Source organism: Aliidongia sp. (genome assembly GCF_035943795.1).
GTDB lineage: Bacteria > Pseudomonadota > Alphaproteobacteria > ATCC43930 > CGMCC-115725 > Aliidongia.
Genome location: NZ_DASZBY010000153.1, coordinates 85,358 through 103,294, shown reverse-complemented (window position 1 = coordinate 103,294; position 17,937 = coordinate 85,358). Strand labels below are relative to the sequence as shown.

General features: G+C 64.1%; 19 protein-coding genes and 1 tRNA gene. 12 read left to right on the top strand and 8 right to left on the bottom strand.

Features of this window, described 5'->3' with window-relative positions; all coding sequences use genetic code 11:
* Window positions 1-83 precede the first annotated feature (83 nt).
* The 3 genes from VGV37_RS29650 to VGV37_RS29640 form a co-directional block, all read right to left on the bottom strand.
* Complete coding sequence (locus VGV37_RS29650) at window positions 84-509, bottom strand: hypothetical protein (RefSeq protein WP_326883479.1); 426 nt, start codon at window positions 507-509, stop codon at window positions 84-86.
* 107 nt (window positions 510-616) lie between these two features.
* Window positions 617-1,093 (bottom strand): hypothetical protein, encoded by a 477-nt coding sequence (locus tag VGV37_RS29645; RefSeq protein WP_326883478.1) that lies wholly within the window; start codon window positions 1,091-1,093, stop codon window positions 617-619.
* Window positions 1,086-1,256, bottom strand: a complete 171-nt coding sequence (locus VGV37_RS29640) for a helix-turn-helix transcriptional regulator (protein WP_326883485.1) — start codon at window positions 1,254-1,256, stop codon at window positions 1,086-1,088. Before VGV37_RS29640 ends, VGV37_RS29645 begins: the two co-directional genes overlap by 8 nt.
* Window positions 1,257-1,416: 160 nt before the next feature.
* Here VGV37_RS29640 and VGV37_RS29635 point away from each other — a divergent pair, with 160 nt between their 5' ends.
* Entirely contained in the window at window positions 1,417-2,043 is a 627-nt protein-coding gene (locus VGV37_RS29635; RefSeq protein ID WP_326883477.1) for a hypothetical protein, read from the top strand.
* 44 nt (window positions 2,044-2,087) lie between these two features.
* On the opposite strand, the gene VGV37_RS29630 is transcribed toward VGV37_RS29635, so the two are convergent.
* A tRNA-Gln gene (locus VGV37_RS29630) sits at window positions 2,088-2,161 on the bottom strand.
* A gap of 168 nt (window positions 2,162-2,329) precedes the next feature.
* Here VGV37_RS29630 and VGV37_RS29625 point away from each other — a divergent pair.
* From VGV37_RS29625 to guaA, 8 genes are all read left to right on the top strand, one after another.
* Complete coding sequence (locus VGV37_RS29625; RefSeq protein WP_326883476.1) at window positions 2,330-3,367, top strand: Ppx/GppA phosphatase family protein; 1,038 nt, start codon at window positions 2,330-2,332, stop codon at window positions 3,365-3,367.
* 30 nt (window positions 3,368-3,397) lie between these two features.
* Window positions 3,398-4,141 (top strand): RlmE family RNA methyltransferase, encoded by a 744-nt coding sequence (locus VGV37_RS29620; protein WP_326883475.1) that lies wholly within the window; start codon window positions 3,398-3,400, stop codon window positions 4,139-4,141.
* A gap of 43 nt (window positions 4,142-4,184) precedes the next feature.
* Window positions 4,185-5,003 (top strand): hypothetical protein, encoded by an 819-nt coding sequence (locus VGV37_RS29615; protein WP_326883474.1) that lies wholly within the window; start codon window positions 4,185-4,187, stop codon window positions 5,001-5,003.
* Between the two features lie 55 nt (window positions 5,004-5,058).
* A complete protein-coding gene (locus VGV37_RS29610; protein ID WP_326883473.1) occupies window positions 5,059-5,826 on the top strand; it encodes a hypothetical protein in 768 nt (255 codons plus the stop codon).
* 107 nt (window positions 5,827-5,933) lie between these two features.
* Window positions 5,934-7,397, top strand: coding sequence for an IMP dehydrogenase (guaB, locus tag VGV37_RS29605; protein ID WP_326883472.1), 1,464 nt, complete (start codon window positions 5,934-5,936; stop codon window positions 7,395-7,397).
* Window positions 7,398-7,451: 54 nt separating this feature from the next.
* A complete protein-coding gene (locus tag VGV37_RS29600) occupies window positions 7,452-8,861 on the top strand; it encodes an RsmB/NOP family class I SAM-dependent RNA methyltransferase (protein ID WP_326883471.1) in 1,410 nt (469 codons plus the stop codon).
* Window positions 8,858-9,394, top strand: a complete 537-nt coding sequence (locus VGV37_RS29595) for a GNAT family N-acetyltransferase (RefSeq protein ID WP_326883470.1) — start codon at window positions 8,858-8,860, stop codon at window positions 9,392-9,394. Before VGV37_RS29600 ends, VGV37_RS29595 begins: the two co-directional genes overlap by 4 nt.
* 2 nt (window positions 9,395-9,396) lie before the next feature.
* On the top strand, window positions 9,397-10,965 hold the full coding sequence (guaA, locus tag VGV37_RS29590; protein WP_414638133.1) for a glutamine-hydrolyzing GMP synthase: 1,569 nt from the start codon (window positions 9,397-9,399) through the stop codon (window positions 10,963-10,965).
* 50 nt (window positions 10,966-11,015) lie between these two features.
* On the opposite strand, the gene VGV37_RS29585 is transcribed toward guaA, so the two are convergent.
* From VGV37_RS29585 to VGV37_RS29570, 4 genes are all read right to left on the bottom strand, one after another.
* Window positions 11,016-12,458, bottom strand: a complete 1,443-nt coding sequence (locus VGV37_RS29585; RefSeq protein WP_326883466.1) for a hypothetical protein — start codon at window positions 12,456-12,458, stop codon at window positions 11,016-11,018.
* Complete coding sequence (locus VGV37_RS29580) at window positions 12,455-13,783, bottom strand: KGGVGR-motif variant AAA ATPase (RefSeq protein WP_326883464.1); 1,329 nt, start codon at window positions 13,781-13,783, stop codon at window positions 12,455-12,457. Before VGV37_RS29580 ends, VGV37_RS29585 begins: the two co-directional genes overlap by 4 nt.
* Window positions 13,780-14,169 carry a hypothetical protein gene (locus VGV37_RS29575; protein WP_326883462.1) on the bottom strand — a complete coding sequence of 130 codons (390 nt, stop codon included), beginning with the start codon at window positions 14,167-14,169 and terminating at the stop codon, window positions 13,780-13,782. The genes VGV37_RS29580 and VGV37_RS29575 overlap by 4 nt, the downstream gene beginning before the upstream one ends.
* A gap of 405 nt (window positions 14,170-14,574) precedes the next feature.
* A complete protein-coding gene (locus VGV37_RS29570) occupies window positions 14,575-15,249 on the bottom strand; it encodes a Type 1 glutamine amidotransferase-like domain-containing protein (protein ID WP_326883461.1) in 675 nt (224 codons plus the stop codon).
* Between the two features lie 112 nt (window positions 15,250-15,361).
* Between VGV37_RS29570 and VGV37_RS29565 the strand changes: the two genes are divergently transcribed.
* The 3 genes from VGV37_RS29565 to VGV37_RS29555 all read left to right on the top strand — a co-directional run bounded on the left by VGV37_RS29565 (window position 15,362) and on the right by VGV37_RS29555 (window position 17,725).
* Entirely contained in the window at window positions 15,362-15,727 is a 366-nt protein-coding gene (locus tag VGV37_RS29565; RefSeq protein WP_326883460.1) for a dihydrofolate reductase family protein, read from the top strand.
* A gap of 302 nt (window positions 15,728-16,029) precedes the next feature.
* Window positions 16,030-17,061: an RNA polymerase subunit sigma-70 gene (locus VGV37_RS29560; protein ID WP_326883459.1), complete on the top strand. Its 1,032-nt coding sequence runs from the start codon at window positions 16,030-16,032 to the stop codon at window positions 17,059-17,061.
* Between the two features lie 85 nt (window positions 17,062-17,146).
* The gene (locus tag VGV37_RS29555) at window positions 17,147-17,725 is read left to right on the top strand and encodes a dihydrofolate reductase family protein (protein ID WP_326883458.1); all 579 of its coding nucleotides are present in this window, start codon (window positions 17,147-17,149) and stop codon (window positions 17,723-17,725) included.
* Window positions 17,726-17,937: the final 212 nt, after the last annotated feature.

The window sequence follows — 17,937 nt, the reverse complement described above, 5'->3', positions numbered from 1 at the left end:
GACCTTCGCCTTGAACTCAGCCGTGTACCGCTTGCGCGTAACCTTGCCCATCCAAACCCGTCCTTCTCATCGACGGGAACAGCTTAACCGACTGTCCGGATTTCAGGGGCCAGCTCTGTGACACCGTCGGGATCGAAGATGACCGCCGTAGCCGTGTCATATCCGGGCCGGTTCAGCACCGAACCATCTGGCCTCAAGGTCGGTGCGTTGATGACGCCCAGAAGGCGCCGAACGCGCCATTTTCCAAGCATCTCGAGATAGGTATCGGCGATCTTCTTGGGCGCATCTTTTGGGACCCAGCCATCCGATCTGGCATCCCATCCGAGCCACTGCGCGCAGCGGGTAAACTCGCACGTCAGGTAATTTACGCCCGCCCGGATGATGCGTGGCGTGCGGGCTGCCGCGTCGCCTGGAAGGTCGGCCATTGTCGCCGGCCGGACGATCCAATCGCCCCGCTGATAGATCTCGTAATCGTTGGCGATGATAGCGCTTTCGATCTCCTCGATCATGCGCGGCATTTCTCCATTGACGATGAAGATCTGCGGTCGGCCGTCATCGGGCGGCTTGGCCGACGGCTCCTTTTTGGTGCGGCGCCGGCCGGCTTTGTATTCTCTCATCAGGCACGGCCTTCCACTGACGTGGAGAGCAGGACCCTCGCGTCCGGCGCGAGGCGTTTGATTGCGGCGAGCCAGTCGGCCTCAAACCTCGCCGTCGTTTCGATCAGGATCGAGCGTTGGCCAGAGACGAGCGCCAATCCGGCCACAGACAGGGCGGCCTCGGTCGCTGTGGTCGAGGTGACGCAGACGCCGGCAGCGGCCCTGAGCGCTCGGCCGATCGATGCCTCGTCAAATTGATCGGGACCGCAGGAAGCGCTCGCGATCAACAAAGCAAGCGCGCCGTCCGAGGGCGGCAAGTCAAAGGGGCCGCCGCCCCGCCGGCAGATCACCAGTTTCATGCCGAACTTCAAGCCCTGGAGCAGGGGCTCAAGATGGTCCGCACGCATCGACGGGAGGCGTTCAATCAAATGATCGATCGCCGCATGCGAGGTCGTGAATTCTTCGACGTCGGGGAGGTCGCTGACAGGCCTAAGCAACGCGCTGGCCCTCTCGTTCCGCGATCTCATATGGCGGGCGCCGCTCAGCGATACGCCGCTGCAACCACTCGTCGATTTCGCCTTCGACCCACGCAACCGTGCCCGGAGTGAGGTGAACACGCAGAGGGAACTTTCCGGCCTTTTCGAGCCGGTCGATGTGCATCCGGCTGTAGGGAATTCCCTTTACCGATTTTAGCTGTCCGACAGTGAGCATCCGCACGGTCATCACCTTATATGTTGTATACAGCAACAAGATATAACATGTGTAAGCTTCCGCAAGCGATATCTTGTTGTCGTCAACACGATTTATGATAGGGTGCGTAATGACCGCGAACCTGCCCATGCTCGCTAAGCCGGAGGACGTTTTTTTTGTTCTCGCATCGCCGTTCGGCAAAAGCGTTAGAGATGTGGCGCTTTATGCGCGCCATCTACGGGAAGGGGGGCGCCGCGCGGGCAAAGATCTATGGCCTTCTGTCACGCCTGGCCGCGGTGCCAAATTCGAGGTGACGTTGCGTCACGCCGGCGCACTGCTCATAGCGATGGCGACATCTCCTGCAGCAGCGACCTCGGCCGACGCCGCGCTGATCTACGGAGATTTAGTTTCAACCGTCGAACCCAAAGATAGTGACGCTGTCACCTTGTTCGAAGCGTTGGCTGTTTCGATTGCCAGGCCAGACACGGCTGGATTTCTCGATTTTAGCCTGGACGCACCTCAGGCTTTGTTCCGATCTAGCATCAATCAACTCACCAAAGAGTTCCTGCCTGCCCGGCGAAACGATGGCCGAATGCTATTTCCCGCCTGGCACCACGCGATCGTGCAAAATCCGGAAACGGCATTCACCAGAGTTGGAAGGGTGAGGCCTGCGCTGCTTTCGGCGCTGCGCCACGTCTTTGTGCCGGGCGCTGGCGCCGCCTTGCCTGTTACCCAAGATGTTACCCAGAATGACTAAGGGCGGCTTGCGCCGCCCTCGATAGGGTAACTAAGTCATTGATTTGGCTGGGGGACGAGGACTCGAACCTCGATTGACGGAGTCAGAATCCGCTGTCCTACCATTAGACGATCCCCCAATGCGTCGCGGCATTGGCCTTGCTGACGGGGCGGGTAACTAGCATGGGCCGGGCCGGGGCGGAAGCCCTTTCCATCGGATCAGCGTTGCGCGGATTGCGCATCCGGTCATCTCTAGGCATGCTTGGGCCGGTCGCGACCGGTTCCCGGTACGACCTGGGAGAGGCTGGATGAATTTTTTCCGGCGCAGCGAGATTTTCGCGGCCCTCGATCTCGGCACCACGAACTGCCGGCTGCTCATCGCGCGGCCGGCGGGCGAGCGGCTGCGCGTGGTCGACAGCTTCTCGCGGATCGTGCGCCTGGGCGAGGGGCTGCAGGCGAGCGGCGTGCTGAGCGAGGCCGCCATGGCCCGCACCATCGACGCACTGTCGGTCTGCGCCGAGAAGCTCGACCAGCGCGAAGTGACCCATGCCCGGTTCGTCGCGACCGAAGCCTGCCGGCAGGCAACCAATTGCGGAGAATTCCTGGCGCGGGTCCATGAACGAACCGGTCTCGACCTGGAAATCATCCCGATGGAGGAGGAGGCGCGCCTGGCGCTGGCCGGCTGCGCGCCGCTGCTCGATCCGGACCGGCCGCATGCTGTCGTGTTCGACATCGGCGGCGGCTCGACCGAGTTGCTGTGGGTCGCCATATCGCCGGCGGCCGACGGCGGGATCGAGACCCAGATCCGCGACGTCATCTCGCTGCCGCTGGGCGTGGTCTCTCTGACCGAGCGGTTCCAGCCGCGCCCGGGCGATGCGACGGGACCGGCCGTGTTCGCCCAGATGGTCGACACGGTGCGGGACGCGTTCGCCGATTTCGATCGCCAATGGGGCATCGCCCAGCAGGTCGCGGCTGGCGGGGTCCAGATGCTGGGCTCGTCCGGCACGGTCACCACGCTCGCCGGCATGCGCCTGGGATTGCAGCGCTACGAGCGCCAGCGGGTCGACGGCACCGTCCTGGATTTCGCCGACATCCGCAAGATCACCCGGCGCCTGGTCGTCATGAACGCGGCCGAACGGGCGCGCGAGCCCTGCATCGGTGCGATCAGGGCCGACCTGATGATCGCCGGCTGCGCCATCCTGGAGGCGATCTGCCGGACCTGGAAGGTCGGCCGCCTGCGGGTCGCCGACCGCGGCGTGCGCGAGGGCATCCTGGCCGGCCTGCATGCCGCAACCCGGGCCGGCGTTCCCGACGCTTGCATCCGGCCGGCTGCGCTGTCCACATAGCGCCGCCATGAACAGATCGATCCAGAAGCCATGACCGGCGCCAAGAAAAAGGGCGGCGGGGCCAGCAGCCGCATGGACGCGCCCTCGGGCTCGCGCCAGATGGTCGTGCGCGTCAAGACCGCCAAGCAGCGCTCCACCAGTTCGACCCTGTGGCTGCAGCGCCAGCTGAACGACCCCTACGTTTCCGAGGCGAAGCGGCTGGGCTATCGCTCGCGCGCCGCTTTCAAGCTGGCCCAGCTCGACGACAAGTTCCACATCCTGGCCAAGGGCAAGCGCGTGGTCGATCTCGGCTGTGCGCCCGGTGGCTGGTGCCAGATCGCGGTCGAGCGGGTCGGCGCCGTCGGCAAGGTCGTCGGCATCGACTATCTGGAGATGGATGCGGTCGAGGGTGCAACCCACATCCAGCTCGATTTCCTCGACGACAGCGCTCCGGCACGGCTCAAGGAACTGCTCGACGGTCCTGCGGACATCGTGCTGAGCGACATGGCCGCGCCGACCACCGGCCATTCCGCGACCGACCATATCCGCGTGATGGCGCTGGCCGAAACCGCCTATGAATTCGCGGCCGAGGTGCTGACCGTCGGCGGCGCCTTCGTCGCCAAGGTGTTCCAGGGCGGTACGGAGAAGACCCTGCTCGATCGCTTGAAGCGCGATTTCGACAAGGTGAGCCACGCCAAGCCGTCGGCCAGCCGCGCCGACAGCGCCGAGGTCTATGTGGTCGCGACCGGGTTCCGGCACGCCCATTCGACGTCCGTTGCCGACTCCGACACGTAATCCGATGCCGCCGACCACCCCCCCTGGCGCCTAGGGCTACGCCATGCTGCCCGACGCCTTCTGGCTGCCGCTGATCGTCAAGATCGTGGCCACCGCCTCGGTGGTCGTCGCAGCGTCGATCGTCGCGGAGCGGGCAGGGCCGTTCTGGGGCGCGCTCATCGCCTGCCTGCCGGTAGCCGCCGGCCCCGCGTATGTGTTGCTGGCGCTCCAGGCCGACGCCGGGTTCATCCGCGACAGCGCGCTCATCGGTGTCGCGGGCAATGCGGCGACCGGCCTGTTCATCCTCGTGCTGCATCGTCTGGCACCGCGCCGCCGGCTGGTTCCGTCGCTGCTCGGCGCGGTTGCCGCCTGGGGCATCGCGATCCTCGTCGTTCGGCAATGGGCGCCCTGGTCGATGCCGGCCGGCGTGCTGCTCAATCTCGTGGTCTATGGCGGCGCGTTGCTGATGGCCGACAAGGCGACGTCGGCGACGACGGCAGCAGCGTCACCGCGCTGGTTCGAGATGCCGCTGCGCGCGGTGACCGTCGGGCTGCTGGTCGCCGGCACGGTCACGCTCAGCCGGGCGATCGGGCCGGCGGCGACCGGCCTCGCCGTTGCCTTTCCCATCAGCATGACCAGTCTCGCCATCGTGCTGCACCGGCGCCTGGGCGGTGCGGCGGTGGCGCTGGTCATGGCGAACAGCCTCAAGGCCATGCCGGGCCTGGGGCTCGCCTTGCTGATCCTGGCCGAGGCCGCGGTGCCCCTCGGCGTGCCGACGGCGCTGGCCTTAGGCTTGCTGGTGTCGATCGGCTGGTCGCTTGGCCTCATGGCCTTGCGCACGGGACTGCCGCAAAGACGAGCGGCGCGCACCCGCGCCCTCTAGCGCGAAACCTCTCGGGTATGCTACTTCCGGCTGAGTGAAGCAGGAGGTGAAGGCAATGCGGTTGTGGCCGGTTCGAAGCCGATCCTTTCTCGAAACCGACGACGAGATCTGGCAGGCCGAGACCTGGCGCTGGCTGTTGGATCGGATGGGCGGCCTCGACGACCTGAAGCGGTCGCCGCTGGTCGTGGCCTCGCGCAGTTTCTTTCCGCCGACCGAGGCGACCGGCGAGGCGCGGGTCGCCCATGTGTTCGACAGCGTCAAGCGGCACGCGCGGATGCCCGAACACGAATGCCGCCTGATGGCCCAGCCGGAACGGCCGGAGTCGCGGGTGGCGCAGTTCACCCATTTGAAACCGATCGAGGGGCATCTGCCGCTCGGCACTTTCCGGGTCGACGGCAACGGCGCGCTGATCACCTATGATCCGGCGATGATCGACCAGCCGGTGAAGCTGGTGGCGACCCTGGCTCACGAGTTGGCGCACTACCGCCTGGCCGTGTTGGGTGAGATGCCGCCCGGCGGCGAGCCGAACCTGGAATTCGCGACCGATCTCGCGACGGTCTATCTGGGCTTCGGCCTGTTCGGCGCCAACACCGCGTTTCAATTCGAGCAGCATGGCGATGCCTTCTCGCAGGGCTGGCGCTGGTCGCGGCAGGGGTACCTGACTGAGCGGGAATGGCTGTTCGCGCTCGCCGTGTTCTTCCACCTGCGCGGCGAGCCGGTCGCGGTAGCGAAGCCGCACCTGACGCCGACCCGCTACAAGGACCTGCGCCGCGCCGGCGGCCATGTAGGGCGGCATCCCGAGTTCGCGGCATTGGCCCGCTAGCCGCGCGAAATTTTATTACCAGCCATGGCGCGGGGGCGGGCACCGTATCCTTTCGGAAATTCGCGCACTGTGTATATTGCGATGCCACTCGGTTTTCCGGAGGCGGCATGCAGTTCAAAGAAGCTTTCACGTTCGATGACGTCCTGCTCGTGCCGGCCGCATCCAACGTCCTGCCCGCGATGGTGAGCACCAAGACGCGCCTCACCCGGACGATCGAGCTGGGCATCCCGCTGCTCTCCGCCGCCATGGACACGGTCACCGAAGCGCCGCTCGCCATTGCCATGGCCCAGGCCGGCGGCATCGGCGTCGTGCACAAGAACATGGATGTCGAAGCCCAGGCCAACGAAGTGCGTCGGGTCAAGAAGTTCGAGGCCGGCATGGTCGTCGATCCGGTCACCATCACGCCCAACGCCACGCTGGGCGACGCGCTCGACCTGATGGCCGCCAACCGCATCTCGGGCATTCCCGTGGTCGAACAGGGCACCAAGCGCCTGGTCGGCATCCTGACCAACCGCGACGTGCGCTTCGCCGACAACAAGGCGCAGCCGGTGTCGGAACTGATGACCAAGGACGGCCTGGTCACGGTGCGCGACGGCGTGTCGCGCGACGAGGCGCGGCGCATCCTGCATCAGCATCGCATCGAGAAGCTGATCGTGGTCGACGATGCCTATCGCTGCATCGGCCTGATCACCGTCAAGGACATCGAGAAGGCCCAGCAATATCCGAACGCGTCGAAGGACGCGCAGGGCCGCCTGCGCGTCGCCGCCGCGACCGGTGTCGGTCCCGAGGGCAAGGCCCGGGCCACCGCCCTGTTCGATGCCGGGGTCGACGTGCTGGTGATCGACACGGCCCACGGCCATTCCTCGGGCGTGCTGGAATCGATTGCCGAGATCCGCAAGCTGTCGAACTATACCCAGATCATCGCCGGCAATGTCGCGACCGGGCCCGGCGCCCGTGCGCTGATCGACGCCGGGGCCGACGCGGTCAAGGTCGGCATCGGACCGGGCTCGATCTGCACGACCCGCATCGTCGCGGGCGTCGGCGTGCCGCAGCTGACCGCGATTTCGGACTGCGTCGACGAATGCCGCCGGTCGGGCATTCCGGTCATCGCTGACGGCGGCATCAAATATTCGGGCGATCTGGCCAAGGCGATCGCGGCTGGCGCCGATTGCGCCATGCTGGGCTCGCTGTTCGCCGGCACCGACGAGGCGCCGGGCGAGGTGTTCCTGTACCAGGGCCGCACCTACAAGTCCTACCGTGGCATGGGCTCGGTCGGCGCCATGGCGCGCGGCTCGGCCGACCGCTATTTCCAGGCGGAAGTGTCCTCGGCCCTGAAGCTGGTGCCCGAAGGCATCGAGGGCCGCGTACCGCACAAGGGCCCGGTCGGCCAGGTCATCCACCAGCTGATCGGCGGCCTCAAGGCCGCCATGGGCTATACCGGCAACGGCACGATCGCCGACATGCAGCACAAGTGCCAATTCGTGAAGATCACGAACGCCGGCCTGGCCGAAAGCCACGTGCATGACGTTTCGATCACGCGGGAGGCGCCCAATTACCGCCAGGGGATGTGAGATAGAAACCCTCACGATGCGTCCGTCTTCGTCTTCCGGTTCGGACCTGACCCGATGACCCCCGGCGCCCGCCTGCAGACCGCGATCGAACTGCTCGCCGAAATCGGCGAGGGCCATGGCGCGGCCGACGACGTGGTCGGCGGCTTCTTCCGCCGGCACCGTTTCGTCGGCGCCAAGGACCGTGCGGCGATCTCGGAGCACATCTATTCGATCCTGCGCCACCGCGCCTCGATCGACTGGTGGATCCGCCGGGTCAACGGCAACCAGCAGCCGGATGCGCGCCAGCGCCTGTTCGCGACCCTGATCATGATCGAGGGCTGGGAGCCCGAGACCGTCGCCAAGGCGTGTGACGGCGATCGCTTCAGGCCTAACCCGCTCGGCATCCTGGAACAGCAGGTCGTGAAGGGCCTGAAGGGCCGCAGCCTGATCCATCCCGAGATGCCGCGCCCGGTGCGGCTCAACTACCCGGAATGGCTCGACCCCCATTGGGAAGCGCTGTTCGGCGACAAGGTCGATGCCGAGATGGCGGTGATGACCGAAACGGCACCGCTCGACCTCCGCGTCAACCGCCTGAAGGGCAATCGGCTGGACGCCCGCTCGGCGCTGTCGAACGAAGGGGTGGAGGCGATGCCGACCCCGCTGTCGCCGACCGGCCTGCGCGTCTACAAGCGCATTCCGCTGGCCACGCTCGACGTGTTCAAGAGCGGCCGGATCGAGGTGCAGGACGAAGGTTCGCAGATCGCCGCCCTGTTGGCGCTGGCCAAGCCCGGCATGCGCGTCGTCGATTTCTGCGCCGGCGCCGGCGGCAAGACCCTGGCGCTCGCCGCCGGCATGCAGAACAAGGGGCATCTGGTCGCGTGCGATATCTCGGCGCCGCGGCTCGAACGCGCGGTCGTGCGGCTGCGCCGTGCCGGCGTCAGCAACGTCGAGCGGCGGCCGCTGACCAGCGAGCGCGACAAGTGGGTAAAGCGCCATGCCGAGAGCTTCGACCGCGTGTTCGTCGACGCGCCCTGCACCGGCACCGGCACGTGGCGGCGCAATCCGGACGCCAAGTGGCGGCTGCGCCCGCTCGATCTCGAGGAACTGTCGGTGCTGCAGGGTAGCATCCTCGACAGCGCCGCGCGCCTGGTGAAGCCCGGCGGCCGGCTGATCTATGCCACCTGCTCGATGCTGCCGGCCGAGAACGGAGGGCAGATCCAGAACTTCCTGGCCAGCCATCCGGCCTTCGCGCTGCTGCCGATCGCTCAGGTCTGGAAGGACGCGATCGGCACGCCGTGCCCGGTCGAGACCGATACCCTGCAGCTGACCCCGGCGCGCCACGGCACCGACGGGTTCTTCGTCGCCGTGATGGAGCGGCGGGCACCGGAACCGGTCGCCGTGGTCGAAGGCGAGGCCGAACCGGAAACGACCGAAGCGGCTGTGCCCGACGAGGCGGCTGAAACGCCGGTCGTGGACGCGGCATGATCGCGCTGCGCCGCGCCGCCGCTGGCGATGAAGCGGCGGTCGCGCGCGTCAATGTCGAGGCCTGGCAGCAGGCTTATGGCGCGCGCGTGCCCTCGGCGATGGCCGACCTGGTGACGATTGAGCGGCGGGCGCCGATGTGGCAGGCGCTGATCGGCGCGCATCAGGCGACGCATCCGACCTGGGTCGCGGTCGACGATGCCGCCGGCATCGTGGGCTTCGCGACCGGCAGTCCGTCGGGCTCCGCCGTCGAGGGCGTGGCGGGCGAGCTGCACATGCTGTTCGTCGCGCCCGGTTTCCAGCGCCGCGACGTCGGCCGCCGTCTGTTCCATGCCATGGCCGGCGGGCTGGTCGCCGCCGGCGGCAGTTCCGCCGTTGCGACCGTGCTCGATGCCCCGGCCGCTCTGGGCTTTTGCCGCGCGCTGGGCGGCATCGAAATCACCGAGACCGAGCTGGCGATCGCCGGCCGATCGGTCGCCCAGACCTTGTTCGCCTGGCGGGATCTCGCCGCCCTTCCGCCCCAACCCGGATCCTGATGATGACCCTCTCCGTTCCCGCCCTTCACGACCGCGTGCTGATCCTCGATTTCGGCAGCCAGGTGACGCAGCTGATCGCCCGCCGGGTGCGCGAGAGCGGCGTCTATTGCGAGATCCAGCCGTTTTCGATGGCGGCGGACAAGATCCGGGATTTCGGCGCCAGGGCGATCATCCTGTCGGGCGGCCCGGCCTCGGTGGCGGACGAGGGCAGCCCGCGCGCCGCCGAAATCGTGTTCGAGCTGGGCGTGCCGGTGCTGGGCATCTGCTATGGCGAGCAGACCATGTGCCAGCAGCTGGGCGGCAACGTCACCGGCAACCACAACCGCGAATTCGGGCGCGCCTTCATCGAGATCGTCAAGACCTCGGCGCTGTTCGACGGGCTGTTCGATGTCGGCCACAAAGAACAGGTCTGGATGAGCCATGGCGACTGGATCGACGCCATTCCCGAAGGCTTCGAGGTCGTCGCGGTCAGCGACAGCGCACCCTATGCCGCCATCGCGAACGAGGAAAAGCGCTTCTACGGCGTGCAGTTCCACCCGGAGGTCGTGCATACCCCGCGCGGTGCGGCACTGCTGCGCAACTTCACCCACAAGATCGCCGGTTGCAAAGGCGACTGGACCATGGCCGCGTTCAAGGCCCAGGCGATCGCCCGCATCCGCGAGCAGGTGGGATCGGGCCGGGTCATCTGCGGCCTGTCCGGCGGCGTCGACAGCTCGGTCGCGGCCAAGCTGCTGCACGAGGCGATCGGCGACCAGCTGACCTGCATCTTCGTCGATCATGGCCTGCTGCGCGGCGACGAGGCGGCCGATGTGGTCGAGATGTTCCGCGACCATTTCAACATTCCGCTGGTCGCGGTCGACGCTTCCACCCTGTTCCTCGAGCGCTTGGCCGGTGTCACCGACCCGGAGCAGAAGCGCAAGATCATCGGCTCCAGTTTCATCGACGTGTTCGACGAAGAGGCGAAGAAGCTGGGCGGCGCCGATTTCCTGGCCCAGGGCACGCTCTATCCGGACGTGATCGAGAGCGTCTCGTTCACCGGCGGGCCCAGCGTCACCATCAAGTCGCACCATAACGTCGGCGGGCTGCCGGCGCGCATGAAGTTGAAGCTGGTCGAGCCGCTGCGCGAACTGTTCAAGGACGAGGTCCGCGTGCTGGGCGTCGAGCTGGGCCTGCCGGCCCGCATGGTCGGCCGCCACCCGTTCCCCGGCCCCGGCCTCGCCATCCGCATCCCGGGCGAGATCACGGCCGAGCGCCTGACCGTGCTCAGGAACGCCGACCGGGTCTACCTGGACGAGATCCGCAAGTCCGGCCTCTACGACCAGATCTGGCAGGCCTTCGCGGTCCTATTGCCGGTCAAGACCGTCGGCGTGATGGGCGACGGCCGGACCTACGATCATGTCTGCGCGTTGCGCGCGGTCACCTCGACCGACGGCATGACCGCCGACTATTACCCGTTCCCCCACGACTTCCTGGGCCGCGTCGCGACGCGGATCATCAACGAGGTCCAGGGCATCAACCGCGTGGTCTACGACATTACGTCGAAGCCGCCAGGGACGATTGAGTGGGAGTAGAGCTTAGCTGAGTGCGGCCAAGTTCACGCGCAACGCGCTGGGATCAGCCACTACCGCTCGCGCCTCGGCGCGATCCCGCCACGGCGTTTGATTTTGGCTGCTACGCGGAAAATGTCGGGAACATTAATGATATCGGCCGACCGTCGCTCGATCACGGCAAGATCGATCAGGGCTTCCAGCAAAGCTTTCTCCGGGGCCGCTGTAAACTCGGGTGCGTCCAACTGAATGGGCGCAGCAGGCCGTTCGGCATTGGTTCGAGACACGATCAATCCCACAGTTCCCGCCTCGCGCCAAAGATCAGTCACGTCGCCCTCTGCACAGGGCACGGTCAGGCCGCTTAGTGCGTTCAATGCGTCATCCACCCACGGGTGATCCTCGCGCAGTTCTTCCAGACGTGTGTCAGAGGCTTTCAGCACTCCAGCATTGATTCCGACATGATCAATGGCCGTCTCGATCGAACTGCTAGAGCGATCAGCTGCTTCCTTTAAGGAGATCAGGAAGCTTCTGAGGCTCGTTTCGTTGTGTGCGTCCGCTAGGTGCTTTGGCATCCACGTATAGGTTCGACCCCGCTTCTTGTTTGTTCCCATGAACTCGCCGGCGATCGTCGCAAACAGCGCTTCTTGAGTGGTTGGGTTTACCTTCACCGATTCGGGGAGGTCGGGTTTAGAGATATCGAGTTGCAGGCCGGCTCCGAGTTTCGCCAACACCGGACGCGCAGCTTGGTCACGCCAAATCCGGGTAAAGAGGACCCCGTAGAGATCTTCTGGCTTCCAGTTTAATTCAACCGCAGCCGTGCGAAGCTTCGAGAAATCTGCGAACGTCTTGCGCCGCATGTCTTCGAACTGGTCGCGACGCATGAACATTTTAAGGCGGATGGCCTTGCGCGCGCTGAGTTCCAAGGCGAGCCGTGCCAGTCCGCGCGTGAGTGTGCGGATGGAGTCCCAATCGGTTGCGAGGACATCGAGCGCATCGAAAAGGATGAGCAGAGTACGGCCTTCCGCTGCCTGCCTTTGATCGACCTCGAGCAAGGCATCTTCGAAGGCCTCAGGCGTGCCCTCGATCCATCTCACCCGGTCGTTGAAGGTTGATGGTCCGACCTCGGGCGCCAACCTTTTCAGAATCACACTTCTCCAGATCGAGGCCGGATCATCCGCGATCTTTAAGGCCGCCTTTAAAGTCGATGCTGACGGGGCGACATTTTCGCTACCCATTGCCCCTTCGTAAAAGCCCAGTACAACGTCGAGATTTTCAAGCCCAAGGAAAGGATAAGCCTGAGCGGCTGCGGCGCGGGCCTCCTCATTAAAGAGGACGGATGCCCAGAAGCTTTTCCCGACGCCGCGCCCTCCGACGACGAGGGTTCGGTTCGGATCGAGCGCGTTGGCATGATGCGGCGGCGAGTAGATATCAGCCACGTTTGGTTTGTCCGCCGCGCGGTGCGCGACTGACGGGCTCAGAGAACGTAAAACGTTCCGGATTTCTTCTTGGCCGTTCAAGTCACCTGTCCTTGGAAGGTAGTTACGTTATTGATCACATTGCGGACGAACAGGCCAAAGCTGCGATCAAAGAACTCCCGGCTGAGTTGGTCACGGCGGGAATGTGGGTCGAATTCCACAAAATCGGCGTCAAACGAAATTGGCCATGCATAGTGCGGCGCGGAATCGTCATCGATGTCAAAATTGAACCCGATAAGATCCGATGGTGCTGCCTCGTCATAGAGGAATTCGGCAAAGAGATTGAGTGCTTGGTCGCGAAAGTGCTCATAGGCCTCGGTACCGCGTCCAGCCTTAGCGTGCACCATCTGTAAGCCGAAGCGCCAGTCCTGAGGGACGTCTGGGTCCAAAGCATACCGATTCATCTGCGCGAAGAGATAGCGATAGCACTCGAACGTTTGTGGAGTGTCGACGCCGAACATCAGGACAGTGCCGCCTAAGCCGACAACTGCTGCAGCTGAGCTTTCACTCAATCCCGCGCGAGCATCGACGAGGATGACGGACGTACGGCCGCGCTCGGCTATTGCCTTCATGAGCGACTGTACTTGGCCCATGAACGAGTGCGTTTCCCCGTCCGGTCCCACGCGGTCGATAAACGCGCGCCCCAGCTTTGGAAGCACGTTTTGCGGGTTTCCAACACCGCGTTGACCGACGGCAGGCATGACCTCAACGAGGCCTCGGCCCGCAGTTAGGGGAGAGGGCGAGATGCAGTCTTCCAGAAACTGACTATCGATGGGGCTAAGGCCCTGTTCGACAAGGTAATCCAGCACGCCGTACTCGGGTAGGCCGTCAGATGGAAGGAGGATTGTTCCAATGCCTGGAGCTTCAAGGTCGAGGTCCACGATCATGACGTTTTGGCCAATATCGGAAAGTGCAGCTGCCGCGACCGCAAGCGCCGTCGATCGCCCGACACCGCCTTTGCAGCTAAAGAAACTCAAGATTGGTATTTTCAATTCGAACGAAAAGCTCGGCGTGTTCCAGTCTTGGCCAACGATGCGGCGATCGAGAATTCGGACAAAGCCTGGGCCGCTAGAAAACTCCACGGGCTCAAGTAGGCCTGCGGCTAAGTTCTCAAGGCGCGAATCATAAAGTTCGTCGGCCGTGGCAGAGGGCCCCTGCACATAGCTGCCGAGGGTTTGCTTTGCCATTTGATCGAACTTGGCACGTGCCTCAATCTCGACAGCCGACCGGAGGATGAAGGTCAATGTCCCGTTCGCGTCACGAAGAAACAGTCCTTGGGTAGCCACCTCGCGCCCAAAAGACTCGTCGGCGATCTGAACGAGGGCGGTCAAAGCGGTGTCAAACCGAATATTGGTATGTTTGGTCATTGTCGAATCCCCGCCGCGCCGAAAGTTCGCTTCGCGAGCGACTCCCATTGCTCGTACATCGCACTCGTCACGGTGCCGTTAGGCGAATACCGATCCGAAACATCGTAATCGTGGAAGAACGTCGCTTGGCCTTGAAGCAGGAGCGTCCGAAGCGTCGCGGCTTTTGGATTACGCGAACTCAGCCGTTTCAACATCACGCTGACGATTTGTGGCAGATGTAGTTTTGGGTTTTCCTTCTGCGGCTCGTGAAGACCTAAAGCATGCTTGAGAGCACATTCGGTGGCAAACCCGATCAGATGGCCCGCATTGTCGAAACGCTGTCCCGCCGCGAGGATTTTCGCGTCGGTATAGTGGCGCTTGGCTGCTTCTTCATAAGCTTCGGGCATTCGATCACTCAGAATTCGGGCAAGCCAAACCCCTAACACGCTGGATGGATCACCGGATTGGAGAAACCTGATGCCGAGCGGCTTGTCGGAGAGAATTATGATTCGGCGGTTATATTTAAACAAGAGCGGCTGTGGTGGGCCACAAGATCTCTAACCTTCCAGGCTTCCTGGATACCAACGAAATTTCTTAAAGAACGCGCTTGCCGCAAGAGATGCCAACTTTGTTGATGCTGCTCTACGACGCTGAAGGAAATTGCTGCGCGTGGCTGGCTCTGTCGACGTCCGTCACGAAGCCGATGAGCGCGCGCCGGCCCTCGGCATGTGGGGCCGCGTCGAACAATCTGAGGCTGACGGCGGGCGCACAGGCGCTCGGCCCAAGTGGAAGCGGTGTTCATCTCGAGCGGCTCAGCCGGCAAAACAGCGCCAGTTGCCCTCGGAGATCACCTCGACCTCGCCGTCGACCACCTGGATGGCCGTCTGGTCATCGATGGCGTAGGCCAGGCCGCCAATCTCAGTTGCCCATTTCTCGGCGCAGGCCATCGTGTTTTCGTCGAAGCCCGGATGGTCCAGGTGAGGAAAGATTGAGAAATCGACGATGCCGAGCGCCCGATCTTCACCGGTGATTGGCGGCTTCGTTTCGATGAACGCCTCGCCCACCATCGGCGTCATCACCATGCTGCCGGCGCTCAATCCCACCCATACCGTGTGTTCCAGTGAAGGAAGGAGCGCCGCCAGCCCCGACTCCCGCATCCAGTGCGCCAGATAGAGCGCGTCGCCGCCGTTCACCAACAGCGCATCGGCACCACGAACCCAAGGTTCCCAGCGTGCGGCCCCGATGCTCGGCAACGCAGTGAGTTCCAGCAGGCCGACCGACTTCCATCCAAGTTCGACCATCGGACAGATGCTCCGGCGGCCTGTGACGAAGCGCCACGCTCCCTCCGGGCTCCCCATGGGATGCCCGTAGCCTGCCGTTGGAATGCATAGGGCCGTGCACTCGTCGATAGGCTTACTAAGCAGATCGAGCAGTGCTTTGTGAATGCTGGCGTTACGGACACCGCCAGACGTCAGGAGAAGTTTCATCGTGCACTGTCCATCGGTCGTTGCAAATCCGAGGTCCGTGAGGGACCTCTAGGGTCTACTGTTGTTCTCTCTCGCAGGACGAGCACCGTCAAGGTTCGTAAGAGCGGCGGCCGTGTACGCAGAGACAACGACGAGTGCCAAGCAGCAAAGCCTCAAAATGCTACGACAATATCAACTCGGAACCATTACATATTGCCACTCCAGTGCAAATATGTCGGTCGAATGGAGAAGATTATCATCACCATCCCTAGGTAAAGCCGCCGCCGGGGATCGAAACGATTTGGTGCATGGTGCGTACACCGCGCAACGGGTGCTCGAGGCCGGCGTGCTGGACGAGCTGAAAATTCATCAGATCCCGGTGTTGTTCGGTGCCGGCCGTCGACTGTTCGATGGGCTGCCATCGCGCGTCGAGCTGGAGATCGTTCGGGTGATCGACACGCCGGAGGCCACACACATCCGCTACCGCGTCCGTCGGTGAGTGGTTTAGCCTCATGACGGTCTTTTTTGGTTGCCGATCGTGAGTTCCCACCGATCGGAATTCGTTCGCCGCGATCGAGCCCATGCGTCGTCGACGCGACCTCGTATTGCTCGCTGAGCGCCCAGTTTCCCAGCGTCGCGGTGTCTGCATCAGCGCGCGAGAGGGAGACGAAGATGTTACAGCAGGGAAACCCTCTCGGAGAGGAGCACCCGGATGTTACGGCACAAGAGGCGTGGCGACTTGGCAAGCGTGGGGCGAGGGGGGCGACGATGTCAGGGCAGGTGACCGGTTCCGAACCGGCCATGACGGACGAACTCATTTCGCGGGCACGGGCCGGGGACGCCGTCGCGTTCCAAAAGTTGACCGAGCGCTACCGCCGTGAGCTTCGCGTGCATTGCTACCGGATGCTCGGATGTCTCCAGGATGCGGAGGACACCCTCCAAGAGACGCTTCTGGCCGCATGGCAAGGCTTCAGGGGCTTCGAAGGGCGCGCCTCGCTCCGCACCTGGCTCTATCGGATCGCTACCAACCGGTGCCTCAACGCGCGCCGGTCGGCGAGCCGGCGCCCTGCCAAAGCGTGGGACGTTCCCGGCGTGGAACCGCCCGAGCCGACCCGGCTCGGCGAGGTACCGTGGCTCGATCCGTTTCCCGACAGCCTTCTGGACGAAGGGGCGACCGACGCGTCGCCCAGTCCGGAGGACCGCTGCATACAGACCGAATCGATTTCCTTGGCATTCGTGGCAGCGCTCCAAGTCCTCCCTCGCCGCCAACTCGCCGTTCTCATCCTGGCCGATATCCTCGGCTTCGAGGCGAGCGAGGTGGCGAGCATGATCGACTCGACCGTCGATTCGGTAAACAGCGCTCTGAAACGGGCACGCGCCAACCTGCGGCAGAGGATGCCGGCCGGTGCCGACCGCCCGCGGCCTCCCGCGATGGGTTCGCCCGCCGAGGAGGCGATCGTCACGAAGTTCGTTCGAGCGTACGAGGGCGCAGATCTGGACGCTCTCGTGGCCCTTTTTACGGAAGACGTCTTCCTGTCGATGCCACCCGTGCCCCTCGAATACGAGGGTCGGGATCCCGTGGCCCGCTTCTGCGCCATGCTCTTCCGCGCGCTTCCCAGGTTCAGCCTGGTGCCGACGAGAGCCAACGGTCAGCCGGCGTTCGGCGCGTATGTGCACTCGGATTCGGGCGTCCTCCAAGGGATCGGCGTGATCGCCGTCTCCCTCAGCGGTGAGCGGATCTGCGCTCTCACCTGCTTCGAGCAAAGCGCCTTCCCGTGGTTCGGCCTACCTCCGTCGCTCCCGACGTCCGCATCCGATGCGCGCGCGAGATGAGCGGAGGGGCGCAGCGCCCAATTTCCCGAAGTCGCGGTGTCTCCATCAGCGGCGGTGCACAACGCCGAAAACTGGAGAAGCTGCGATGGGAAAGATTGTCGTTTCGGCCAACGTCTCGCTGGACGGGGTCACTCAGGACCCGGACGGTCAAGAGGGTTTCAAGCACGGCGGCTGGTTCAAGCAGTTTGTGGGAAATGATCTCGAAGCATGGGCCAAAAACGAGACCGAGGAGACATTACGTGCCGAGGTCATGGTACTGGGCCGAAAGAGCGACGAGTGGTTCGCGACGCGGACGCCGGGTCGGACCGAGCCATGGGCGGAACGGATGAACGGCCTGCCAAAATACGTCGTGTCTTCCACATTGGAGAAGCCCTTGTGGACCAATGCGGCCGTGGTCAAGGATGTCGAAGAGGTCTCCAGGCTGAAACAGGAGACGCGTGGTGAGATCCTCATCTACGGGAGCTACCAGCTGGTGCGAACGCTGATCGAGCATCGCCTCGTCGACGAATTCCGACTGCTCGTCTTCCCGGTCGTCGTTGGGTCCGGCGAGCGACTCTTCCGCGAGACCACGGACAAGACGCCGCTGCGCCTCGTCCGTAGCCAGACTATCGGGGAAGGGCTGCTGTTGGTCACCTACGAGGTAGTCCGAGCAGCCTCACACTGACGGCTCGCCGACTGCGAGGGGTACGTGCGCCAGGAGCACGTGCCCATCGAAGAGCTGAACCTAGGTCTCGGTACGCAGTCCGGAAGCGGTAGAGAGCGGCTTCAGCGCCGGCGATGGGCGGCGTCGACGCCGCTGCGATTTCTTTTTGAGCCCTGTCAAAATCGCCTTGGTTCAAACGACATTGGTGCAGCGGGGCGTCGTGCCCCGTGCAA